The organism is Verrucomicrobiaceae bacterium (assembly GCA_016713035.1).
Classification (GTDB): domain Bacteria; phylum Verrucomicrobiota; class Verrucomicrobiia; order Verrucomicrobiales; family Verrucomicrobiaceae; genus Prosthecobacter.
On the sequence record JADJPW010000006.1, the window covers coordinates 445,803 to 463,589 of the forward strand.

Here is a 17,787-nt window from a genome sequence, read left to right on the forward strand (position 1 = left end):
TTTTAGAGAGGCCTGAGCTTAAGCCCCCCCTCCGAAAGCGCAAGCTGCGGTTCAATCGGTGTTCGACTTTCCGCGTTCGTCATTCAAAATCCCCGCCCCCATGCCTGCCAATACCCTGAAACTCCATGACACCCTGACTCGCGCTGATCGTGCGCTGACGCCGCTCGATGGCAAAACGCTGCGCTTCTACTGCTGCGGGCCGACGGTGTATGGACCGGCTCATATCGGGAATTTCCGCACTTTTGTGGCGCAGGATGTGATGCGCCGCGTGGTGGAGGCTGCGGGGACTCCGACACTGCATGTGCGCAATATCACGGATGTGGATGATAAAACGATCCGCGATTCACAAAAGGCTGCGCTGAGCCTCATCGACTTCACGCGTGGCTGGACGGAGAAGTTTCACACGGACTGCACGGCGCTGAACCTTCTCCCGCCGCATGTGGAGCCCAGTGCGGTGGCGCACATCCCGCATCAGGTGGCGATGATCGAGCGGCTGATCGCGGGTGGGCATGCGTATGCGGCGGCAGATGGGAGTGTGTACTTCCGCGTCGCCTCCTTTAAAGATTACGGCAAGCTGAGTCACCTGGAGGACCGTGAGCTACGCCTCGGGGCTTCCGAGGCGGCTTCTGCGACGGATAGTGATGAGTACACAAAGGACTCGCTGACGGACTTCGCCCTGTGGAAGGCGCGGAAGGACGAGGATGGGGCTAATTTCTGGCCGAGTCCGTGGGGAGAGGGCCGCCCAGGCTGGCATCTGGAGTGCAGCGCGATGATTTTGGAGTATTTGGGCGAGGATTTTGATCTTCACAGCGGTGGTGTGGACCTGATTTTTCCCCATCATGAGAACGAGATCGCGCAGAGCTGCTGCAGCACGCATGGGGACTTTGCCCGGCACTGGATGCATGTGGCGCATCTCATGGTGGATGGCGGGAAAATGAGCAAAAGCCTGGGGAATCTGCACACGCTGGCTGATTTGGCCGCTCGCGGCTACTCGGCTGCGGAGGTGCGTTATGTGCTGATCGCGGGGCATTATCGTGCGCCACTGAATTTCACCTTCCACAGCCTCGATTCGGCACGGCAGGCACTCCAGAAGCTCGCAAAGGCCGATAAGGCGCTGGAGCGCCCAGGTGCGACTCTCGCCCCCACGGCTCCCGGTCCCTTCGCAGAGGCCTGGGAGGTGCTTTTGGATGATTTGAACGTCCCTGGGGCCCTGGGCGGCATTTTTGGTGTGCTGAACAAAATGAAGCCAGCGGCGTTGAATGACGCAGAAGCTACTGCGGCACGCAGTGGGCTGCATTTCATGCTGGGGGCTCTCGGTATCGTGCTGCCGCCAGTGGCAGAGGATGCACAGGCAGATGTCCCTGCCGAAATCCAGTCACTGGCGCAGCAGCGCTGGGATGCGAAGCAGTCGAAAGACTGGGCCGCTGCCGATGCACTGCGCCAGCAGCTCGAAGCAGCCGGTTGGATCATCAAAGACAGCAAAGAGGGCTTTAAGGTGCTGCCAAAGTGAGGCTGTGCCCCGAGATCACTCACTTATCTGGAGGCAATGCGGTGACGATAGCCTGTAGCTCGGTGCCTTGATCCTGTGGGCGTCCATTGGCCGCATTGGTGATGAGGAGCACGGTGTATTGGTTGGGGCCGATTTGACGCCCTTTGGCATCATAGATCACAGAGAATGAGCCGGAGGAACCTGGGGCGACGGTTTTTTGCCAATCCTCTGCCACAGCACAGCCACAGCCCGTTTGCACAGCGAGCAGGGAAAGTGGCTCTGTGCCGGTGTTGCGAAAATGCCAGGTGATGCGGGCCGGAGCCCCTGCGGCGACTGGTGGCGACTCCACGCGGGTCTGCTCAAATTCGATGCGGCCTTTTCCTGGGTGGCGCTCTTGTTGGACGGCTTGGATGTCAGCCTTTTGGCCAGTTTGAGTGCGCTGGAGGAGGGCTCGCAACTCCTCGACGGTGACTTCTCCGACCGTGAGCTCATGAGGCGTGATCAGCATCGGCAGACTGACGATAGGTGCACGCTTTGCTGCGGCTGCGTAGATGGCATCTCCGAGCTTGAGGAGGTTTTCCACCGCAGTGGCATACACGGGCTCGATCTGCGCCCATCGAGCCTGCGTAAAGTGGTTATGGAGTGCGGTGGAGATGGCTGCTGGCGTGGCCACCACTTCCTCACGAGAAATCTGATCCCCGAGCTGGCTGTAAGCCGCGCGATCCGCAAACCAAGCCGTGAGCATCAGTCGATGCATCTCGCGGGCATCCGCCGTCAGTGAAACAGGGATGAATAGAAGTGAGACATTCGCAGGAGCAGCGCTCTCTTGCGCAAAGGTGCTGCTAAGTCGCTGGTGCAGCACGCGACAGTGCTCGCAGCCCCAATCACCGAGCACCAGCACGGGCTGAGTCGCCACGGCTGTGAGTTCTGGCTGCTGCACGAGGATGTCCGTCGGAAACCAGCGTGCTCGGCCCAACTCTGGCAACTGATGGGATGAAATCGTGAGAGGGCTCTCCAAGAGGCGGATTTGTTCAGCAGATTGAATGACAATCCATTTACCCGCTGTGGAATGCGGCAGCGTTCCTGTTTGGCTGGATGATTGGGAGCCACGACCTCCATCCGAGCTTCTGTGGAAAGCCTGCCACGCAGCAAGTCCACCCACCGCGAGCAAAGCTGCGACTGCCTCCAGCCGCCAACTACATGCGCCAGCCAACAGCCCCAAGGCGGCTATTCCAGCCAGCGTATGACAGGCACTACACCACCAGCATAGGTGCTGAAGGTGGAAGATCTGAAGCCCCATGAACCAAACTGCGGCGAGTAGGATGATGGCGGCCCCCAGCCGCATGAGTCGGGGTGTTTTACAAAAACTAGCCACCAGTGTCAGCGCATAGCATGCCGCACCCAGCAGACTTACTGGTAGGGGGCCGATCCGCGCCCAATGACTGCTCAACACGGGATCACAACCAGTGCCTGCTGCTCCTCCGCATCCAGCCACCCCGCTATCCGACAAGCTAACCCATGCCAGCCAGCAAGAAACTGCGCTGGCGAGCAGCAAGAAGAGTTGGCTTAAGCGGACGATCATTTTTTGTGCAGGGGATGCTTCCCCATCACAGTAAGCTCGATCTCACGCTGGATCAAAATGAGAGGTGGAAGCGCTACGCGTGCAGTAACTCATGAGCAAAGACCATGGCAGATGTTCTTTGCTCACCACGCATGACGACTGCGGTGCATTGGGGGCTTAGGAGCCCTTGTGCTCGCTGTGGCAGGCTTTGCAATTCACGGCGGTTTTGTAAGCGGGGATGCCAGAGGGATCTTTGGCTTGGATCTTCTTCACGGCTCCGACGAGGGCTTGGCATTTTTTTACCCAAGCGGCTTTGTCACCTTTGGGTGGCGTAGCGGCGCAGATGTCCTGGTAGAGTTTGAGCATGGTGGCCAGTTCGGCGTCACTCGCAGTGCCTCCGGCGACTTTTTTGCACAGGGCATCCTCGGGTTTGTGGTACTGCTTCATTGCCGTTTTGATCACATCGCTGCCTGCGGGGGCTGCTTTGGTCGCTGGAGCTGCTTTTTTCGCATCGGCCTTGGCAGGTGCTGGTGGTGGGGCTGGCGGGGCAGGGGGCGGTGCGGTGAGTTTGGCGATTTCAGCTTCACTGAGGCCGATGTTGGCTTTCAGACCACTGACCTTGGCTTCGAGGGCTTTGGCACCGTTTTGGGTGACTCCGGTCTGCCAGAGGAAGAGTTTTTTCAGGGCTTTGGCGGTGGCTAGTTTGGCGATGCCGCCATCGGTGACTTTATCACCGTAGAGGTTGAGGTATTCGAGGTTCGGCAGCGCAGCGAGCTTGGCGAGGCCTGCGTCGCTGAATTTGGTGTTTTCGAGGTGGAGTCGCTCCAGATTGACCATTTTGGCGAGGGTGTCGGCAGCGGCATCGGTGATCTGGCTGCGGGAGAGATCTACCCAGGCGAGGTGCTGGGCGATGGGGGCGAGGAGGGCGAGTTCTTTATCACCAAATTTGTCGGCTGCATTGATGACGCCAAGTCGGAGCTGCTCGGTGTCTTGAGCCAGTGGCATCAAGGAGGCGTTAAGGGCGGTCATTTTGGCGCTGATTTCGGCAATTTGCTTTTTCTCAGCTTCGGAGAGGGGCTGGGCTTTGGGTTTTTCGGATTTGGCTGGGGCGGCGACTTTGGGGAGGCCTTTGGCGAGCGCGGCAGCGAGTGCGCCTTCGACTTCTGCGGTGGGCTTGGTGGCAGCGACAGTGGCGGATTCGGAGGCACCGGTCTCGATCCACCACCTGAGGATGGCGACTTCATCTTTGGTGAGCTGTGGCTCATCGCTGGGGGCATGTGCTCATCATCGTCGGTGGGGAGTGCGGCGCGTGTGAGCATGAGGCTGTCCTTGGTGTTTTTTGCGATCACGGTGTTTGGGCCGTCACCACCGCCTTTGAGGATGGCGGCAAAGGTGTGGAGCTGCAGCTTGCCCTTCTTCTTTTCCTCACCGTGGCAGCCTACGCACTTCGCCTGCATGATGGGGGCGATGACATCGCGGTAAACGATGGCTTTGGCGGCAATGGCGGGATCGAGTTTGGCGGCTGGAGCGGCTGCGGTGGTAGCTGGGGCTGCGGGTTTGGCGGCGGCGGTGGCTGTGGGTGCCGTGGCTGGTTTGGCGACAGCGGCAGGTGCGGCTGCGGCGGCGACGATGGCGGCGGGCTTGGCATCATCTTCGGCGGTCCAGCCATTGTTGATGTGTGTGTTGGGCAGTTTTGCCTTTAGAGCAGCGACTCCGGCCTTGGTGACGCCGCTTTGCCAGAGGTAGAGTGCTTTGAGCTTGCTCAGGGGGGCTAGTTTGGCGATGCCTGCATCGGTGACTTTGGTGTTGTAGAGATTGAGGTATTCGAGGGAGGCGAGTCCTTTGAGGTGATCGAGCCCTGCATCGCTGATGGCGGTATTTTCGAGGTGCAGCTCTTGGAGATTCTTCATCGCAGCGACTTTGCTGAGGCCGCCGTCGGTGACTTTGGACTTGGACAGGTCGAGTGAGGCGAGCTTGTCGGCGATGGGGGCGAGGGCATCGAGGCCGCTGTCGGCGAACTCTTTGGCGACATTCAGTGCGGTAAAGCGGTAGGTCTTGCCATCGGCTGCGGTGGGCATGAGCGAGGCACCCGTGGTGTTTACTTTCTGCATCGCGGCCTCGATGGCGGGATCGGCGGCTTTTTTGTCATCGGCGGCATGCGCAGAGAGGGCGAGCGCCAGGGGGAGGATGAGTGCGGTGGGTTTCATGGGGAAAGCGTGGAGCGTAGGGCAGGGGACGGTAGTTTTCAGAGCAAAGAAGTAAGCGATTTGTCGATCAACCTTTCACGATGGCTTCGATGGCGGCTTTGAGCTCTGCGGGAACGGTGCTGAGATCGAGTTTTTGGGAGTTGCTGGCTCCTTGAGCGACCCACCATTTTAGAATGGCGATTTCGTCAGCAGTGAGCTGTTCTTTGCCCTCTGGCGGCATGTGGCCGTCGGCATCCTCGGCAGAGACGACGGACTGGATGGTCAGGCTGTCATCGGGTTTGCCGGGGATGATGTTGGATTTGTTTTCGGCGCTATTTTCACCACCAGCCATGGTGAATTCAAAGGTGTCGAGCCGGAGGTCGCCTTTCTGTTTTTCCTCGCCGTGGCATTTGTTGCACTTGGCGGCAAAAATCGGCTGGATGACGTGCTGGAAGACCAGTTTTTCGGCGGATGCTGGGGGCGCTGGGGTGGGAGTCGGAGCGGGAGTCGGAGCGGGAGTCGGAGCGGGAGTCGGAGTAGGAGCGGGAGTCGGAGACGGAGACGGAGTAGGAGTCGGAGCGGGGGCTGGAGTCGGAGTGGGGGCCTCAGAAGGCTTGTCCTCGATTTTTTCGGGTTTGGGCTTTTCGACGAAGCTGAGCATCCATTTCTCCATGGAGATCATCTGGCTCTTCAGAGGCTCTGGGGCGAACTCAGTGAGGAATTTGCTTCCGTGGCTGATATTGCCGCCGAAGTGGGCTCCGAGGCTCATGATGCCGAAACTGAGGAAAAATAGGGCACGGTAGGCATGGAGGAGTTCGCCATTGTGTTGGCTCATGGCCATGAGGCGGACCACCAGGGCCAGTAGCACTCCGGCGGTGCCCAGGATGCCCATGGTCTGATGGAGGGAGAAATTTCCGCCCACATAGCCGCCCTCGCGTGAGAGCATGATGCCTGCGAGCACCGCGATCACTGCACCGGCTGATCCGACGATGAGTGCCAGCAGCGCGGTGTCGCCGTGTTTGGCCTCACCCCGGCGGGTCATGCAGATGAGCTCTAGAAAGGCCAGGAAAATCAGCGCCCCGATGGGCAGATGCAGCATGATGGGATGAAACCGCCCGATGAAAAGCACCCACTCGGCGGTCTCGAACTTCGGCGTTTCATACATCGGCGGGAAACACACGAGCCCCAGCACAAAGCTAATGAGCAGCAGCATCGTGATGAGCCAGGGGATGACAAAAGACTTCGGGGCGTCAGAATCGGGTGATTGGGGCATGCAGTAGAGTTTTTTGGGGTGCCAAAAAAACGGTGATCGTGACCACCTTTGTTCAGCATTCCGCTTTCGATATCTCCCCATGGCAGCAGATGGGCGGAGAAAAACAAGATTAGCCTCCCGCAAAGGCAGGATCGTCCATCATTTTGATTCCTGATTCGCCAATCCTGATTCATGAATCCCCCCCATCCATGACTCCCCCTGTTCTGCATTGGTTCCGCCGCGATCTGCGCTTGACGGACAATACCGCCCTCCACCACGCCTCCCAGGCTGCGTCGCAGGTGCTGCCCGTCTATGTCCTGAGTGATTGGAAAAAAGACCACGGCTGGACGGGGCCAAACCGCCAGTCCTTCCTCTGCGGTAGCCTGGAGTCGCTAGCGAGGAATCTCGAAGCTCTCGGCAGCAGACTGATCCTGCGCAGTGGTGCTGCGGATGCCGAGCTGGAGAGGCTCGTGCGGGAGACGCAGGCCCGTGCCATCTACCTCAACCGCGACTACGATCCCTTTGGTCGCCAGATGGAGAAAAAAGTCGCCGCCATGTGCTCACGCCTCGGCATCGAGTGCCGAGTTTTTGACGACAGTGTGCTGCATGCGCCGGAGAGCGTGCTCACCGGCTCTGGGCAGCCCTACCGAGTCTATACGCCTTACTCGAAAAACTGGCTAGGCCTGCCCAAAACTGCCCCGTGGCCGCGTGTGAGCCACCTCGGGCCACCCGCCGCAGAGGGCATCTCCAGCCTGCCTGTGCCGACGCTGGCGCATTGGCAGCTCGCAGCGCCGACGGCGCAGATTTTGCCTGCGGGCGAGCGTGCGGCGCGGGATCGCCTACGGCGCTTCATCGACAGTGGTCTGCTGAAAAACTACACCGCCCTGCGCAACACTCCCGCTGGCCAGACCACCTCGCTGCTCAGCCAGGATCTACGCCACGGCCTGATCGGCATCCGCGAGCTGTATGCACGCTGCGCCGCTGTGGAGACTGGCAGCACCTACATCAAGGAACTCGCCTGGCGTGAGTTCTACTTCGCCATTTTGTGGCATTATCCAGAGGTCTTCGAGCAGGAATTCTCCCCCGACTGGCGCGGACTGCTGTGGCCGGGCACGGAGGGGGCTTTTCAGCTCTGGGCCACTGGCACCACGGGCTTTCCCATTGTCGATGCGGGCATGCGCCAGCTCCTGAGCACCGGGCTCATGCACAATCGCCTGCGCATGATCACCGCGATGTTTCTCACCAAGGATCTGCACTGCGATTGGCGCATGGGAGAGGCATTTTTCATGCAGCAGCTCGTCGATGGTGAAAACGCCAGCAACAATGGCGGCTGGCAGTGGTCTGCGGGCACGGGCGCCGATGCCGCACCGTATTTCCGCATCCAGAATCCATGGCTGCAAAGCGCCCGCTTTGATCCGCAGGGCGAGTACATCAAAAAATGGCTCCCCCAGCTCCGCTCGGTGCCTGCTGCGCTGCTCCATGAGCCGCCGAAGCCTGGTCTGCCTCTCGCCCCTGGCTACCCGCTGCCCATGGTCGATCACCACACTGAGCGCGACCGCTGTCTCGCGATTTTTGCGAAGCATAAAGAGCAGAGAAGGTGATGGCTTTTGCGGAGTTGTACAGCCACTCCATGATGAAATACGCCATCCTCCTTCTCCTCACGCTCACCACCGCCGCCTATGCTGAGACGGTGCGACTCTTCACCGTGGGCAATAGCTTCTCACAAAATGCCACGCACTATCTCGCCGACATCGCCAAGGCAAATGGCGACACCTTGATCCTCGGCACGGCAAACATCGGTGGCTCTAGCTTTGCCGTGCATTGGAAAAAGGTGCTGGAGCATCAAAAGGACCCCAAGGCCAAAGCCGGGCTCTACACCATGGGCCGTGGGCTCAAAGAGTGGCTGCAAAGTGATGCCTGGGACTACGTCACCATCCAGCAGGCCAGCCGTCAGAGCCACGACATCGCGAACTACCGCCCCAGCGCCAAGCAACTCGCCGACTACATTCGCCAGCACGCCCCCAAGGCCAAACTCATGCTGCATCAGACCTGGGCCTATCGCGTGGATGATCCGTGGTTCACCACCAATCAACCCATCAAGGGAAACCCCACCACGCAGGATGCTATGTATCGCGGGCTGAAAAGTGCCTACGCCACCATCGCCCAAGAGCTCGGCGCGGGCCTCATCCCTGTGGGCGATGCCTTTCATCTCGCTGATACAGATGCGCAGTGGGGCTATCGTGCCGCTCCCTTTGACTCGAAAAAAGCCAAACCCGGCGTGCTGCCCGATCAATCACACTCACTGCATGTCGGCTGGAGCTGGAAAAACAACAAACTCGGCATGGACGGACACCACGCCAATGTCGCAGGCGAGTATCTCGGAGCCTGCGTGTGGTATGAGGTCTTCTTTGGCAAAAGCGCCATCGGGAACAGCTTTCTGCCAAAAGGACTCGACGCCGCTTATGCAAAATTTCTCCAGCAAGCCGCCCACCGAGCCGTCAGCAGTCCCCAGCAATGACACCTCCGCCCTCTCAGTCTCATGAAACGCCTCGCTCTCCTTCTCACCCTCGCGTTCGCTAGTTCATCGCTCCATGCCGCGCCGAATGTCATCCTCATGATGGGTGATGATCACGGCTGGGAGGAGACCGGATACCACGGCCATCCGCATGTAAAGACACCGGTGCTCGATGACATCGCCGCCACCGGCCTGCGCATGGACGCCTTTCACGCCGCGCACCCGAGCTGCTCGCCCACTCGGGCCAGCTTTCTCACCGGCAGGCACCCGAACCGCATGGGAACCTTTGCGCCGGGCTGGTCGCTTCGCCCGGAGGAAATCAGCGTCGCTCATCTGATGAGCAAAGCGGGCTACCAGTGTGCCCATTTCGGCAAATGGCATGTCGGTGCGGTCAAAGCCGGCTCGCCAGTTAATCCTGGCGCGATGGGCTTTCACACCTGGCTCTCGCATGATAATTTCTTCGAGGTTAAACCCCTCCCTCTCACGCAACGGCGGCCCACCGCAGGTCTTTGAAGGCGAAAGCTCCGACATCCTCGTGCGCGAGGCCATCCAGTTCATCGACGCGGCGCAAAAAGACAAAAAGCCCTTCTTCACGATCATCTGGTTCGGCTCGCCGCATGAGCCCTACAGCGGCCTGCCGCAGGATTTGGCGCTCTATGATGATTTGCCCGCCAAATACACAAAGAAGGTCAAACTCACCTCCAACGAGACCGGTGGTCAAACGCAGCGCCCGCAGGGCGAAGTGCTGCGCGAGCGCTACGCCGAGATCACCGCCATGGACCGCGCCATCGGCACCCTGCGCACGCATTTGAAGCAAACCGGCCTGCGGGATGACACGCTGCTCTTTTACTGCGGCGACAACGGCACCTCGCCCGAGTCCTCCGTCGCCACACCGCACCGTGGAGCCAAAGGCGTCGTCTATGACGGCGGCACACTCGTCCCCGGCCTCATCGAGTGGCCTGCGCGGATCAAATCCCCACGCAGCACCCGCGTCCGCGCTGTCACCAGCGATCTGCTGCCCACCCTCGCCGCACTCACCGGCCAGCCACTCCCACAGCGCCCGCTGGATGGCATCGACCTCACGCCGCTGCTCGATGGTAAAATGGAGACGCGTTCGCAAGCGCTGCACTTCTGGGCCTACGACACCAAGAGGCTCAATGACATGAAAAAGGAGCCCTACATCGACCCAGAGCTGCAACAAGGCACCACGCCTCTCGCCAAAAAGATGGGAGGCAAAGCCACGCGGGACTTCACCAATTTCAAACACCCACAGCCCATCATCGACGCCGACTACCTCGGCCCACGCGCCATCATTGACGGCCAGTTCAAACTCGTGATCCACGAGCAAAAACAAGGCCTGCCCCGCCACGAACTCTTCAATCTCGACGCCGATCCCGCCGAGAAAACCAACCTCATCACCCAACACCCCGAAACCGCCGTCAAACTGCAAATCCAGCTCCGCGAATGGCAACAGTCGGTGCTGAAAAGCCTCAGCGGTGCGGATTACGCGAAGTGAGTGTCTCTGATCGCTGACACGCTTCAGCGCCCCTGATTACAATTTGAGCCGAATGCTTTGCAGATTGATCGAGGAGCGTCATGGATGGCAGATGCGACGCTCACTCTGCCTTCTTTCGTTACTGGCCATCGTTTTCCCGCTCTCTGCTGCCGAGCTTCGTTTCGCAGGCACACTGGGCAACTCGGATGACTCCCAGGCAGTCTTTGCAGGCAAGTTGTTCTCCGGCATCGGTCCCGTTCTCGATGATGAGGGCACACTCTGGGAGCGCGGTGGCTCCACGCGACTGAATCGTTATGCGCTGGATGGCCGGTTGCTCGCTAGTTTTGACATCCCAGAGGGCGATGAGCGCGGTAGTGATCAGATGACTCGTGTGGGTGATGTGCTGGTGCTCAAGCTGAAAAAAGCACTCTACACGCTCCCCCTCCGCGCCGCGCCCGGCACGGCACTCACGCGACTCAAAGGCGATGCTGATGTGCTGGCATCGAATGCGCTCAAGGATCGTGTGCTCGTCATGGAAAAGGATTCGCTGGCGGCACTCGATCCGCTCACTGGCGAGCGCACCGCGATGATGCAGCCAGGCGTTCGCATCACCGCGCTGCATGTCGATGCTGATGGCTCCGTCTGTGGTTTTGGCGAGAGCAAAGTCTTCGCCTGGCAAGACAGCACGCTCAAAGAGGGCTTCCCGAAAGGCTTCCAGGGCGAGCGCCCCCAGAAGATCGGTCGCTATTGGTATTCACACTCATGGCACGGCACGATCAATCGTTTCAATGAGGCCTTTGAGCCTGATCCGGGCGTGGTTCTCGGTGGAGCCTCGGGCTCCTTCATCGGCTACATGCCCATGAGCAACGACATCGTGTCGGGTCGTGGCCTGGTGCGTGTGCGAGACGGGCTCTATGCCATCTCGGGCATGGGCGGAGTGGTGCAGTTCCTGCAATGGAACGACGCGGAGAATCGCTTCGATGTCGTGCGCCGCCTGGGTGGTTTCATCGGATTAAAAGGACTGGCGCTGGATGCCGAGGGAAACATCTGGACCACTCGTGGAAGCTGGCGCTGGCAGGACGCGCCACACACGCCGCACACGCAGGGCGATCTGGAGGCCGCGCTCTGTGCGCAGCCCGTGATGCTCGGTGGCAAGACGCTGTGCATCTTTAAAAAGCACTACAACTACCTCCAGCTCGCGCATGGACCTGTGATCGATGCGGATGGCCTCTCGCACCTCGAAACGCCAGGCATCAAGGATTTCACCGCTCCTGAAGAGGTAAGCGGAGCCGCCGCTTTCGACAAGCGCATGATCGTGACCACGCCGAATGGCACGGCCTTCGAGCTGCCCATCACGCCCGAGGGCCAACTCGCCTCCAAGCCCGTCCCCACCGCACTGCCAGATCTGAAGCACTGCACCAGTCTCGCGTTTTTCGAGGACAAACTGCTCGCCGCAGACACGGATGCCATCGTCGTCTATGAGCGCGGATGGAAGGAAGTAAACCGACTCACCGCCCACGGCGGCGCGGTCTTCATTCATAGCGATGGCCAGCGTCTCGCCGTCAGTGATCCCGCTCACGGTGCGGTGCATGTCTATGACTCGCTCAAGGACAAACCTTTGAGCTACACCGGCCTCGAATCGCCTGCGCACATCGCCATCGCAGGTGATCGTGTGATCGTGCATGAGGTGGGGAAGCAGCGACTGGTGAAGCTAGAGCTAACCGCATCGCCTGTGGCTCCGATCCTCATCACTGGCCGTGCAGGTGGTATCCCCCTCGAAGTCAATCTGACAGCCCAAATGGTCGAAATCACGACTCCAGCGAAGCAGGTGCAGCTCGGTGTCTCGAATGGCTCCCAAGTGATCCGCGCGGCGAAAGCGAGCGTCACGCTACCGAAGGGAGATGGATCAAAAATTCGCATCGCCATCGCAGTGGTGCATGAGGGCCAGCGCGAGCGTTTTGGCTTCACAGATCACCAGCCGATTCATGCGCCTTTCAATGATGATCCAGCGACTTGGGCCGAGTTTGATCTCGAATCCTATCGCGAAGCCATCACCGCGAGAGAGCAAGAGATACGCATCGAGTTCACTCAACCCCGTGAGGGCAAGGCGAGCATCGTGATCGAAAACGACAAGGGCGAGCGTGTGCGGAATCTCGTCTCAGGCCGTGCCTTCACCGCAGGCAAACATTCACTCCTCTGGGATGGGCTGGATGAGACCGGCAAGCTCGCGGCACCGGGGAGCTACACCTGGCGCGGCATCACGCATGAAGGCATCCGTCCGCGCTATGTGATGAACTTTGCCAATGGCGATGAAGCGACCACCGAGTCATGGGGACCAAATCACAGCACCCTGCACGCGGCAGCGGCCAACTCGAAGCTCGTGTTCTTCGCGGCACCTGTCACAGAAGGTGGCTGGGCACTGGTGGCGCTGAATGGCGCAGGCAAGCTCGTGCAGGGCTATGAGCACCAGCAGGGCTACGGCATCCAGCACGATGCCATCGCAGCGGATGAGGAACACCTGTATGTCGCACAGGATGGCTTTGCCTGGGGTGGTAGGCCCGATTTTGCGAAGCCTGATTGGAAGGCGACGTGGACGGTGACCATCTGCCGTTTCGACATTGCCAGTGGCAAGCTCGTCGAGTGGCCCGGCAAGGTGCGCGGCCTGCCGGTGGATACGATGGAGGTGAACGGGCAGTCTGATCTGAAGCAATTCAATCTCGGTGGGCTAGCCGTGCTCGATGGGAAGCTCTACGTGAGCTGCCGCGATAAGAAAGCCGTGCTCGTGATCGATGCGAAGACTGGCGAGCAACTCGATAAGATCGCGCTGGAGAACGTGAACCACCTCGCAGCGGGCAAAGAACTATTCGCCGCGACGGATCGCGGAGTGCTGCGAGTGCAGGATCAAAAACTGATCGTCGAAAACACCCGCATCAGCGGTCTCACCATCGCACCGAATGGCGACATCCTCATCAGCGATGCGAGCACACATCAGGTGCGCCGCTTTTCATCCACAGGCATCGAATATGCCATCACAGGCAAGCCCGGCGGGCCATATCGCGGCCCCTACGATCCGCAGCGCATGGTGAATCCAGCGGGGCTCGCCGTCGGCCCTGATGGCAAGCTATGGGTCACGGAGAGGCGTTGGAACCCGAAGCGCGTCCTCGCCTGGGACACCACGAAGAACGAGGTCGTGGTGGAGAAGTTCGGTATGCCTCACTACGGCGGTGATGGCAGTGGTTTTGATCCTGAGAACCCGCGCCGCTGGATCGGCCTCGGCTGCTTCTGGGATGTCGATCTGGAAAAGAAGACCGCTCGGCCCACGCATGTCCTGAGTGTCGATGAGGGCCACCTGGGGCACTTCGAGCCGCATAGCTACTCCTTCTTCCGTGAAGCAGGTCGCACCTTTGTCGCCGCGCGTGGCAAGCTGGCCCTCATCAGCGAAGTGCTGCCGGATGGCACCCTGCGCGACATCGCGGCCACTGCGGGCACGCATCACTTTGGCTACGCCTTCAACTGGCAGCCACCCCAGGCCTACATCGACGCCTTTTATGCGAAGTGGCCAGAAAAACGCTCCGGCGAGAAACCAGGCAAAAAAGGCGAGGGCAAGCCCTGGTCACAGCGCGGCATGGGCGTGCTCTGGGTGGACCGCAATGGCGATGGCGAAGCGCAGCAGGCCGAGTTCGACTTCTGCGGCGATCAGATCGACTACGCAGGCGGCCCGTGGGGGCACATGCAGAGTTCGCTCACATTTTACATGCCCGTATCGGACAAAATACAGGTCAAAGTCGCCGCAATCAAGCCCCTGGGCTTCCTTGCCAACGGCGTGCCAGATTATCCCACGCTCGATGGCGCCATCGCGCAGGCCGTGCCAGTGAGCCTCACGCCGGGGAACAAGCGCAGCGGTGTGGCCACGGTGCGAGACCGCTTTGGCCGCTTCCTCTTCAACTCCGATCCCGAGATGAATGCGTATGCCAGCGATGGACGCCACCTGTGGAGCATCGCGAATCAGTGGAGCGATGTGCATGGCAGTCATGATGCGCCGCTGCCCGAGCCCGGTGTCATGCAGGGAGTGATGGCCTTCCTCGGCATCGCGCCGCTCGATGACAGCGCGGATGTCTGTTTTGTGAATGGCAATCACGGGCGCTGCTTCCTGCTCAGTAGCGATGGCATCTATCTCGATGAGGCCTTTGTCGATGTGCGTGTGAGCTATCTGAAAAACGAATACCGGCTCGGCGGTGAGATCTTCGGTGGCAGCTTCGGTCGTGATGCACAGAGCGGCAAATACTACGTCCAAATCGGCCACGGTCCCTACCGCATCTATGAGGTCATGGGCCTCGATCAAGTGAAGCGCATCAAAGGCCAACTCACCGTGACGAAGGCACAAATCGCCACTGCCGAACGCCAGAGCATCCGCCACGTCGCTGCCAAGCAACAATCCAAGGAAGCGACCCTCCCCGGCAGCATCGCCTGGGACAAGAGCGGCAAATTCAAAGCCCAGCTCGACCTCGCTACCGATGCCACCCATCTGCACCTCACCTGGCGCGTGCAGGATGCCTCCCCATGGATCAATCAGGGTCGTGACTGGACCAAGCTCTTCGCCACTGGGGATACGGTGGACTTCCAGTTCGCCTGCGACGCTCAAGCCGATCCGAAGCGCCGCGAACCGGTGATCGGTGACAAGCGTCTCCTCATCGCCTCGCATGAAGGCAAGCCACTCGCTGTGCTGTATGAGCATCGCAAACCTGGCGGTAAAAATCCCATCGAATTCACCAGCCCCTGGCGTGGGGCGAAGGTGGATGACGTGCGCCAGCTCCCCGAGGCCATCATCAAGGTCAAGACCGATACGAATGGCTACACCGTCACCGCGAGTGTCGCCCTCAGTGATCTCGGTTTGACGCTGAATCCCGGCCAGAAGCTCCGCGCTGACTTCGGCATCACCTTTGGCGATGCCGCAGGCACCGACACCAATCTGCGCTCCTACTGGTCCAATCAAAGCACCGGCCTCGTCGATGACATCCCCGGTGAGATCATGCTCTCGCCGAGCCTATGGGGCGTGCTCCAAGTGCGATAACACCCGCTTATGAAACACCTCCTCACCTTCCTCTTCCTCACGACCTCACTGCACGCAGGCCACGTCGTCATCTACGGCGGCACCCCGGCGGGCATCATGGCAGCCATCGCGGCTGCACGTCAGGGGCATGAGGTTTCATTGGTCGAAATGAATGCGCATGTCGGCGGCATGGTCAGCGGTGGGCTCGTCGCGACGGACATGGGGGATCGGCCCACGGTCGGCGGTTTGGCAGATGATTTCTTCAAGCGCATCGTGCGCTACTACACGGAGAAATACGGTGCCGACTCGAAGGAACTCAAGGCCGCACGCGGCGGAGCCACCTTTGAGCCCCATGTCGCCGAACTCATCTTTGAGCAAATGCTCGCCGAGCAGCCGAAGATCACGATTTGGAAAAAACATCGCTACCAGGCCACTCACATCGACGCTGACCGCTCCAAGGCAGGAAACCGTGTCACGGCGCTGGTGACTGATGATCTGGTCAAAGGCACGACCAAGACCTTCACCGGCGATCTGTTCATCGACGCGAGTTACGAGGGCGATCTGATGGCTGGGGCCAAGGTGCCGTATCGCATCGGACGTGAGAGTCGCAGCGAGTATGGCGAAATGCTGGCCGGAGTGAGCATGGGGCCGCTGGAGCAGCGCGGCATGGGCGACCACCGCACGCCGCCCTACAACTACCGCGTCAGCGTCACCTCCAACACCGCCAACCGCGTGCTCTTCCCCAAGCCCGATCACTATGATCCCACGCCCTTCATCGCCACCGATGGCAAGCGCATCAAAGAAGGTCGAGCGAAGGGCTTCGGTGATTTTTTCACCACAATCGACAAATGGCACCCCGGCTACAAATACGACGCGAACTGGGGCGACAGCGCGGGCAATAGCCAAGGCTATGCCGATGGTGATTGGGCCACGCGTGAACGCATCGCGGCCAAGATTCGTGATGGCTTCCTGTCGCGTCTCTACTACTTCCAGAACGATCCCGAGCTGCCACAGGCCTTTCGCGATGAAGCACGCACCTGGGGCCTGCCGAAAGATGAATTCACTGACAATGGCCACTGGCCTTTTCAGCTCTACGTGCGCGAGGGCCGCCGCATGGTCGGTGCTTATGTTTTGCGGGAGAATGATCTCACGCAGGATCGCTGGAAGGCCGATGGCATCGCCACCGGCAGCTACGGCATTGATTGCCATGTGGTGCAGTATCTCCGTGAGAATGGCAAACTTGTCCCCGAACACACGCGGCACACTGCAGTGAATAATTACGACATACCGTATCGCTGCCTCGTGCCGCCGGAGGTGGAAAATCTGCTCGTGCCCGTGTGCGTCAGCGCCACGCACATCGCCTACTGCTCACTGCGCATGGAGCCCGTCTATATGATGCTCGGTCAGGCCGCCGGAGTGGCCGCAGGCATCGCACTGAATGAAAAACTGCCGGTGCAAAAAGTGGACACAAAGAAGCTGCGCGAGCTGCTGCTCAAGGATGGCGCAGTGCTCGATGCAGGCTATCAGCCGCAGGTGAAGCTCACCTTTACCCCACAGCGCCCGCGTCCCGGTGAGAAGGTGATCTTCAAAGCCATCTCGCAGAAGCCGCTGAAGGCTATGCAGTGGGACTTCATCGGCAACGGCACCATCAGCGCCACAGGCGAACGTGTGGTTCATGCCTACACGGTGGAAAAGGTGCATCACGTCAGCCTGCTCGTCACCGATGACGCTGGACGCCGACGCCTACTCACCGCCGAGGTGCCCGTCGGCATCGCCGAGCCGCTCGATGTCACGCTGGATGCCTTTGAAGCCGAACTCGCCGGTCGCTGGAACGGCACCGTGCCGGACTACCTCGCTGGCTTACCCTTGCGCTATTCCGACATCTTCCACGGCCCCGGCACGCACCGCGACATGGTGGTGCGGGGCAAGGTCGCCGCTGCCCGTGCGCACTTTCAGCCCACCCTGAAGCGCAGTGGTCGCTACCAGGTCTGCCTTGGCTTTCGCCCTTCCAAAACCCAAGCCACCAACACCCCTGTGCTCATCAAACACGCCAGCGGCACCGCCAAGCTCTCCGTGGATCAACGCTCCGAGAAGACTCCCTTCCTCTGGGTGCCCGTCGGCGAGTATGAGTTCAAGGCAGGCAGTGCTGGCTTCGCTGAACTCCGCAATGCCAATACCGATGGCCGTATCGCCGTTGATGCCATGCGGTGGTTGTGGATTGCTGAGTAGTCTGTAAATC

9 protein-coding genes and 1 pseudogene are annotated in these 17,787 nt (G+C 60.1%); 6 read left to right on the top strand and 4 right to left on the bottom strand.

Annotated elements, in window-relative coordinates:
* The first annotated feature begins 100 nt into the window (after positions 1–100).
* Positions 101–1,510, top strand: coding sequence for a cysteine--tRNA ligase (locus IPK32_19080; protein MBK8094011.1), 1,410 nt, complete (start codon positions 101–103; stop codon positions 1,508–1,510).
* Positions 1,511–1,529: 19 nt separating this feature from the next.
* On the opposite strand, the gene IPK32_19085 is transcribed toward IPK32_19080, so the two are convergent.
* The 4 genes from IPK32_19085 to IPK32_19100 form a co-directional block, all read right to left on the bottom strand.
* Positions 1,530–3,071, bottom strand: coding sequence for a DUF1573 domain-containing protein (locus IPK32_19085; protein MBK8094012.1), 1,542 nt, complete (start codon positions 3,069–3,071; stop codon positions 1,530–1,532).
* Between the two features lie 156 nt (positions 3,072–3,227).
* Positions 3,228–4,079: a hypothetical protein gene (locus tag IPK32_19090; protein MBK8094013.1), complete on the bottom strand. Its 852-nt coding sequence runs from the start codon at positions 4,077–4,079 to the stop codon at positions 3,228–3,230.
* On the bottom strand, positions 4,076–5,257 hold the full coding sequence (locus IPK32_19095) for a hypothetical protein (protein ID MBK8094014.1): 1,182 nt from the start codon (positions 5,255–5,257) through the stop codon (positions 4,076–4,078). The genes IPK32_19090 and IPK32_19095 overlap by 4 nt, the downstream gene beginning before the upstream one ends.
* A 67-nt stretch (positions 5,258–5,324) precedes the next feature.
* Positions 5,325–6,509 (bottom strand): hypothetical protein, encoded by a 1,185-nt coding sequence (locus IPK32_19100; protein ID MBK8094015.1) that lies wholly within the window; start codon positions 6,507–6,509, stop codon positions 5,325–5,327.
* A 188-nt stretch (positions 6,510–6,697) separates the two neighbouring features.
* On the opposite strand from IPK32_19100, the gene IPK32_19105 reads away from it, so the two are divergent.
* The 5 genes and pseudogenes from IPK32_19105 (at position 6,698) to IPK32_19125 (ending at position 17,777) form a co-directional block, all read left to right on the top strand.
* A complete protein-coding gene (locus IPK32_19105) occupies positions 6,698–8,089 on the top strand; it encodes a deoxyribodipyrimidine photo-lyase (GenBank protein ID MBK8094016.1) in 1,392 nt (463 codons plus the stop codon).
* Positions 8,090–8,121: 32 nt separating this feature from the next.
* Positions 8,122–9,006: a DUF4886 domain-containing protein gene (locus IPK32_19110; GenBank protein MBK8094017.1), complete on the top strand. Its 885-nt coding sequence runs from the start codon at positions 8,122–8,124 to the stop codon at positions 9,004–9,006.
* A gap of 21 nt (positions 9,007–9,027) precedes the next feature.
* A pseudogene (locus tag IPK32_19115) lies at positions 9,028–10,519 on the top strand (sulfatase-like hydrolase/transferase).
* Positions 10,520–10,610: 91 nt separating this feature from the next.
* Positions 10,611–15,569 carry a hypothetical protein gene (locus IPK32_19120; protein MBK8094018.1) on the top strand — a complete coding sequence of 1,653 codons (4,959 nt, stop codon included), beginning with the start codon at positions 10,611–10,613 and terminating at the stop codon, positions 15,567–15,569.
* A gap of 9 nt (positions 15,570–15,578) precedes the next feature.
* On the top strand, positions 15,579–17,777 hold the full coding sequence (locus IPK32_19125; protein MBK8094019.1) for an FAD-dependent oxidoreductase: 2,199 nt from the start codon (positions 15,579–15,581) through the stop codon (positions 17,775–17,777).
* Positions 17,778–17,787 lie beyond the last annotated feature (10 nt).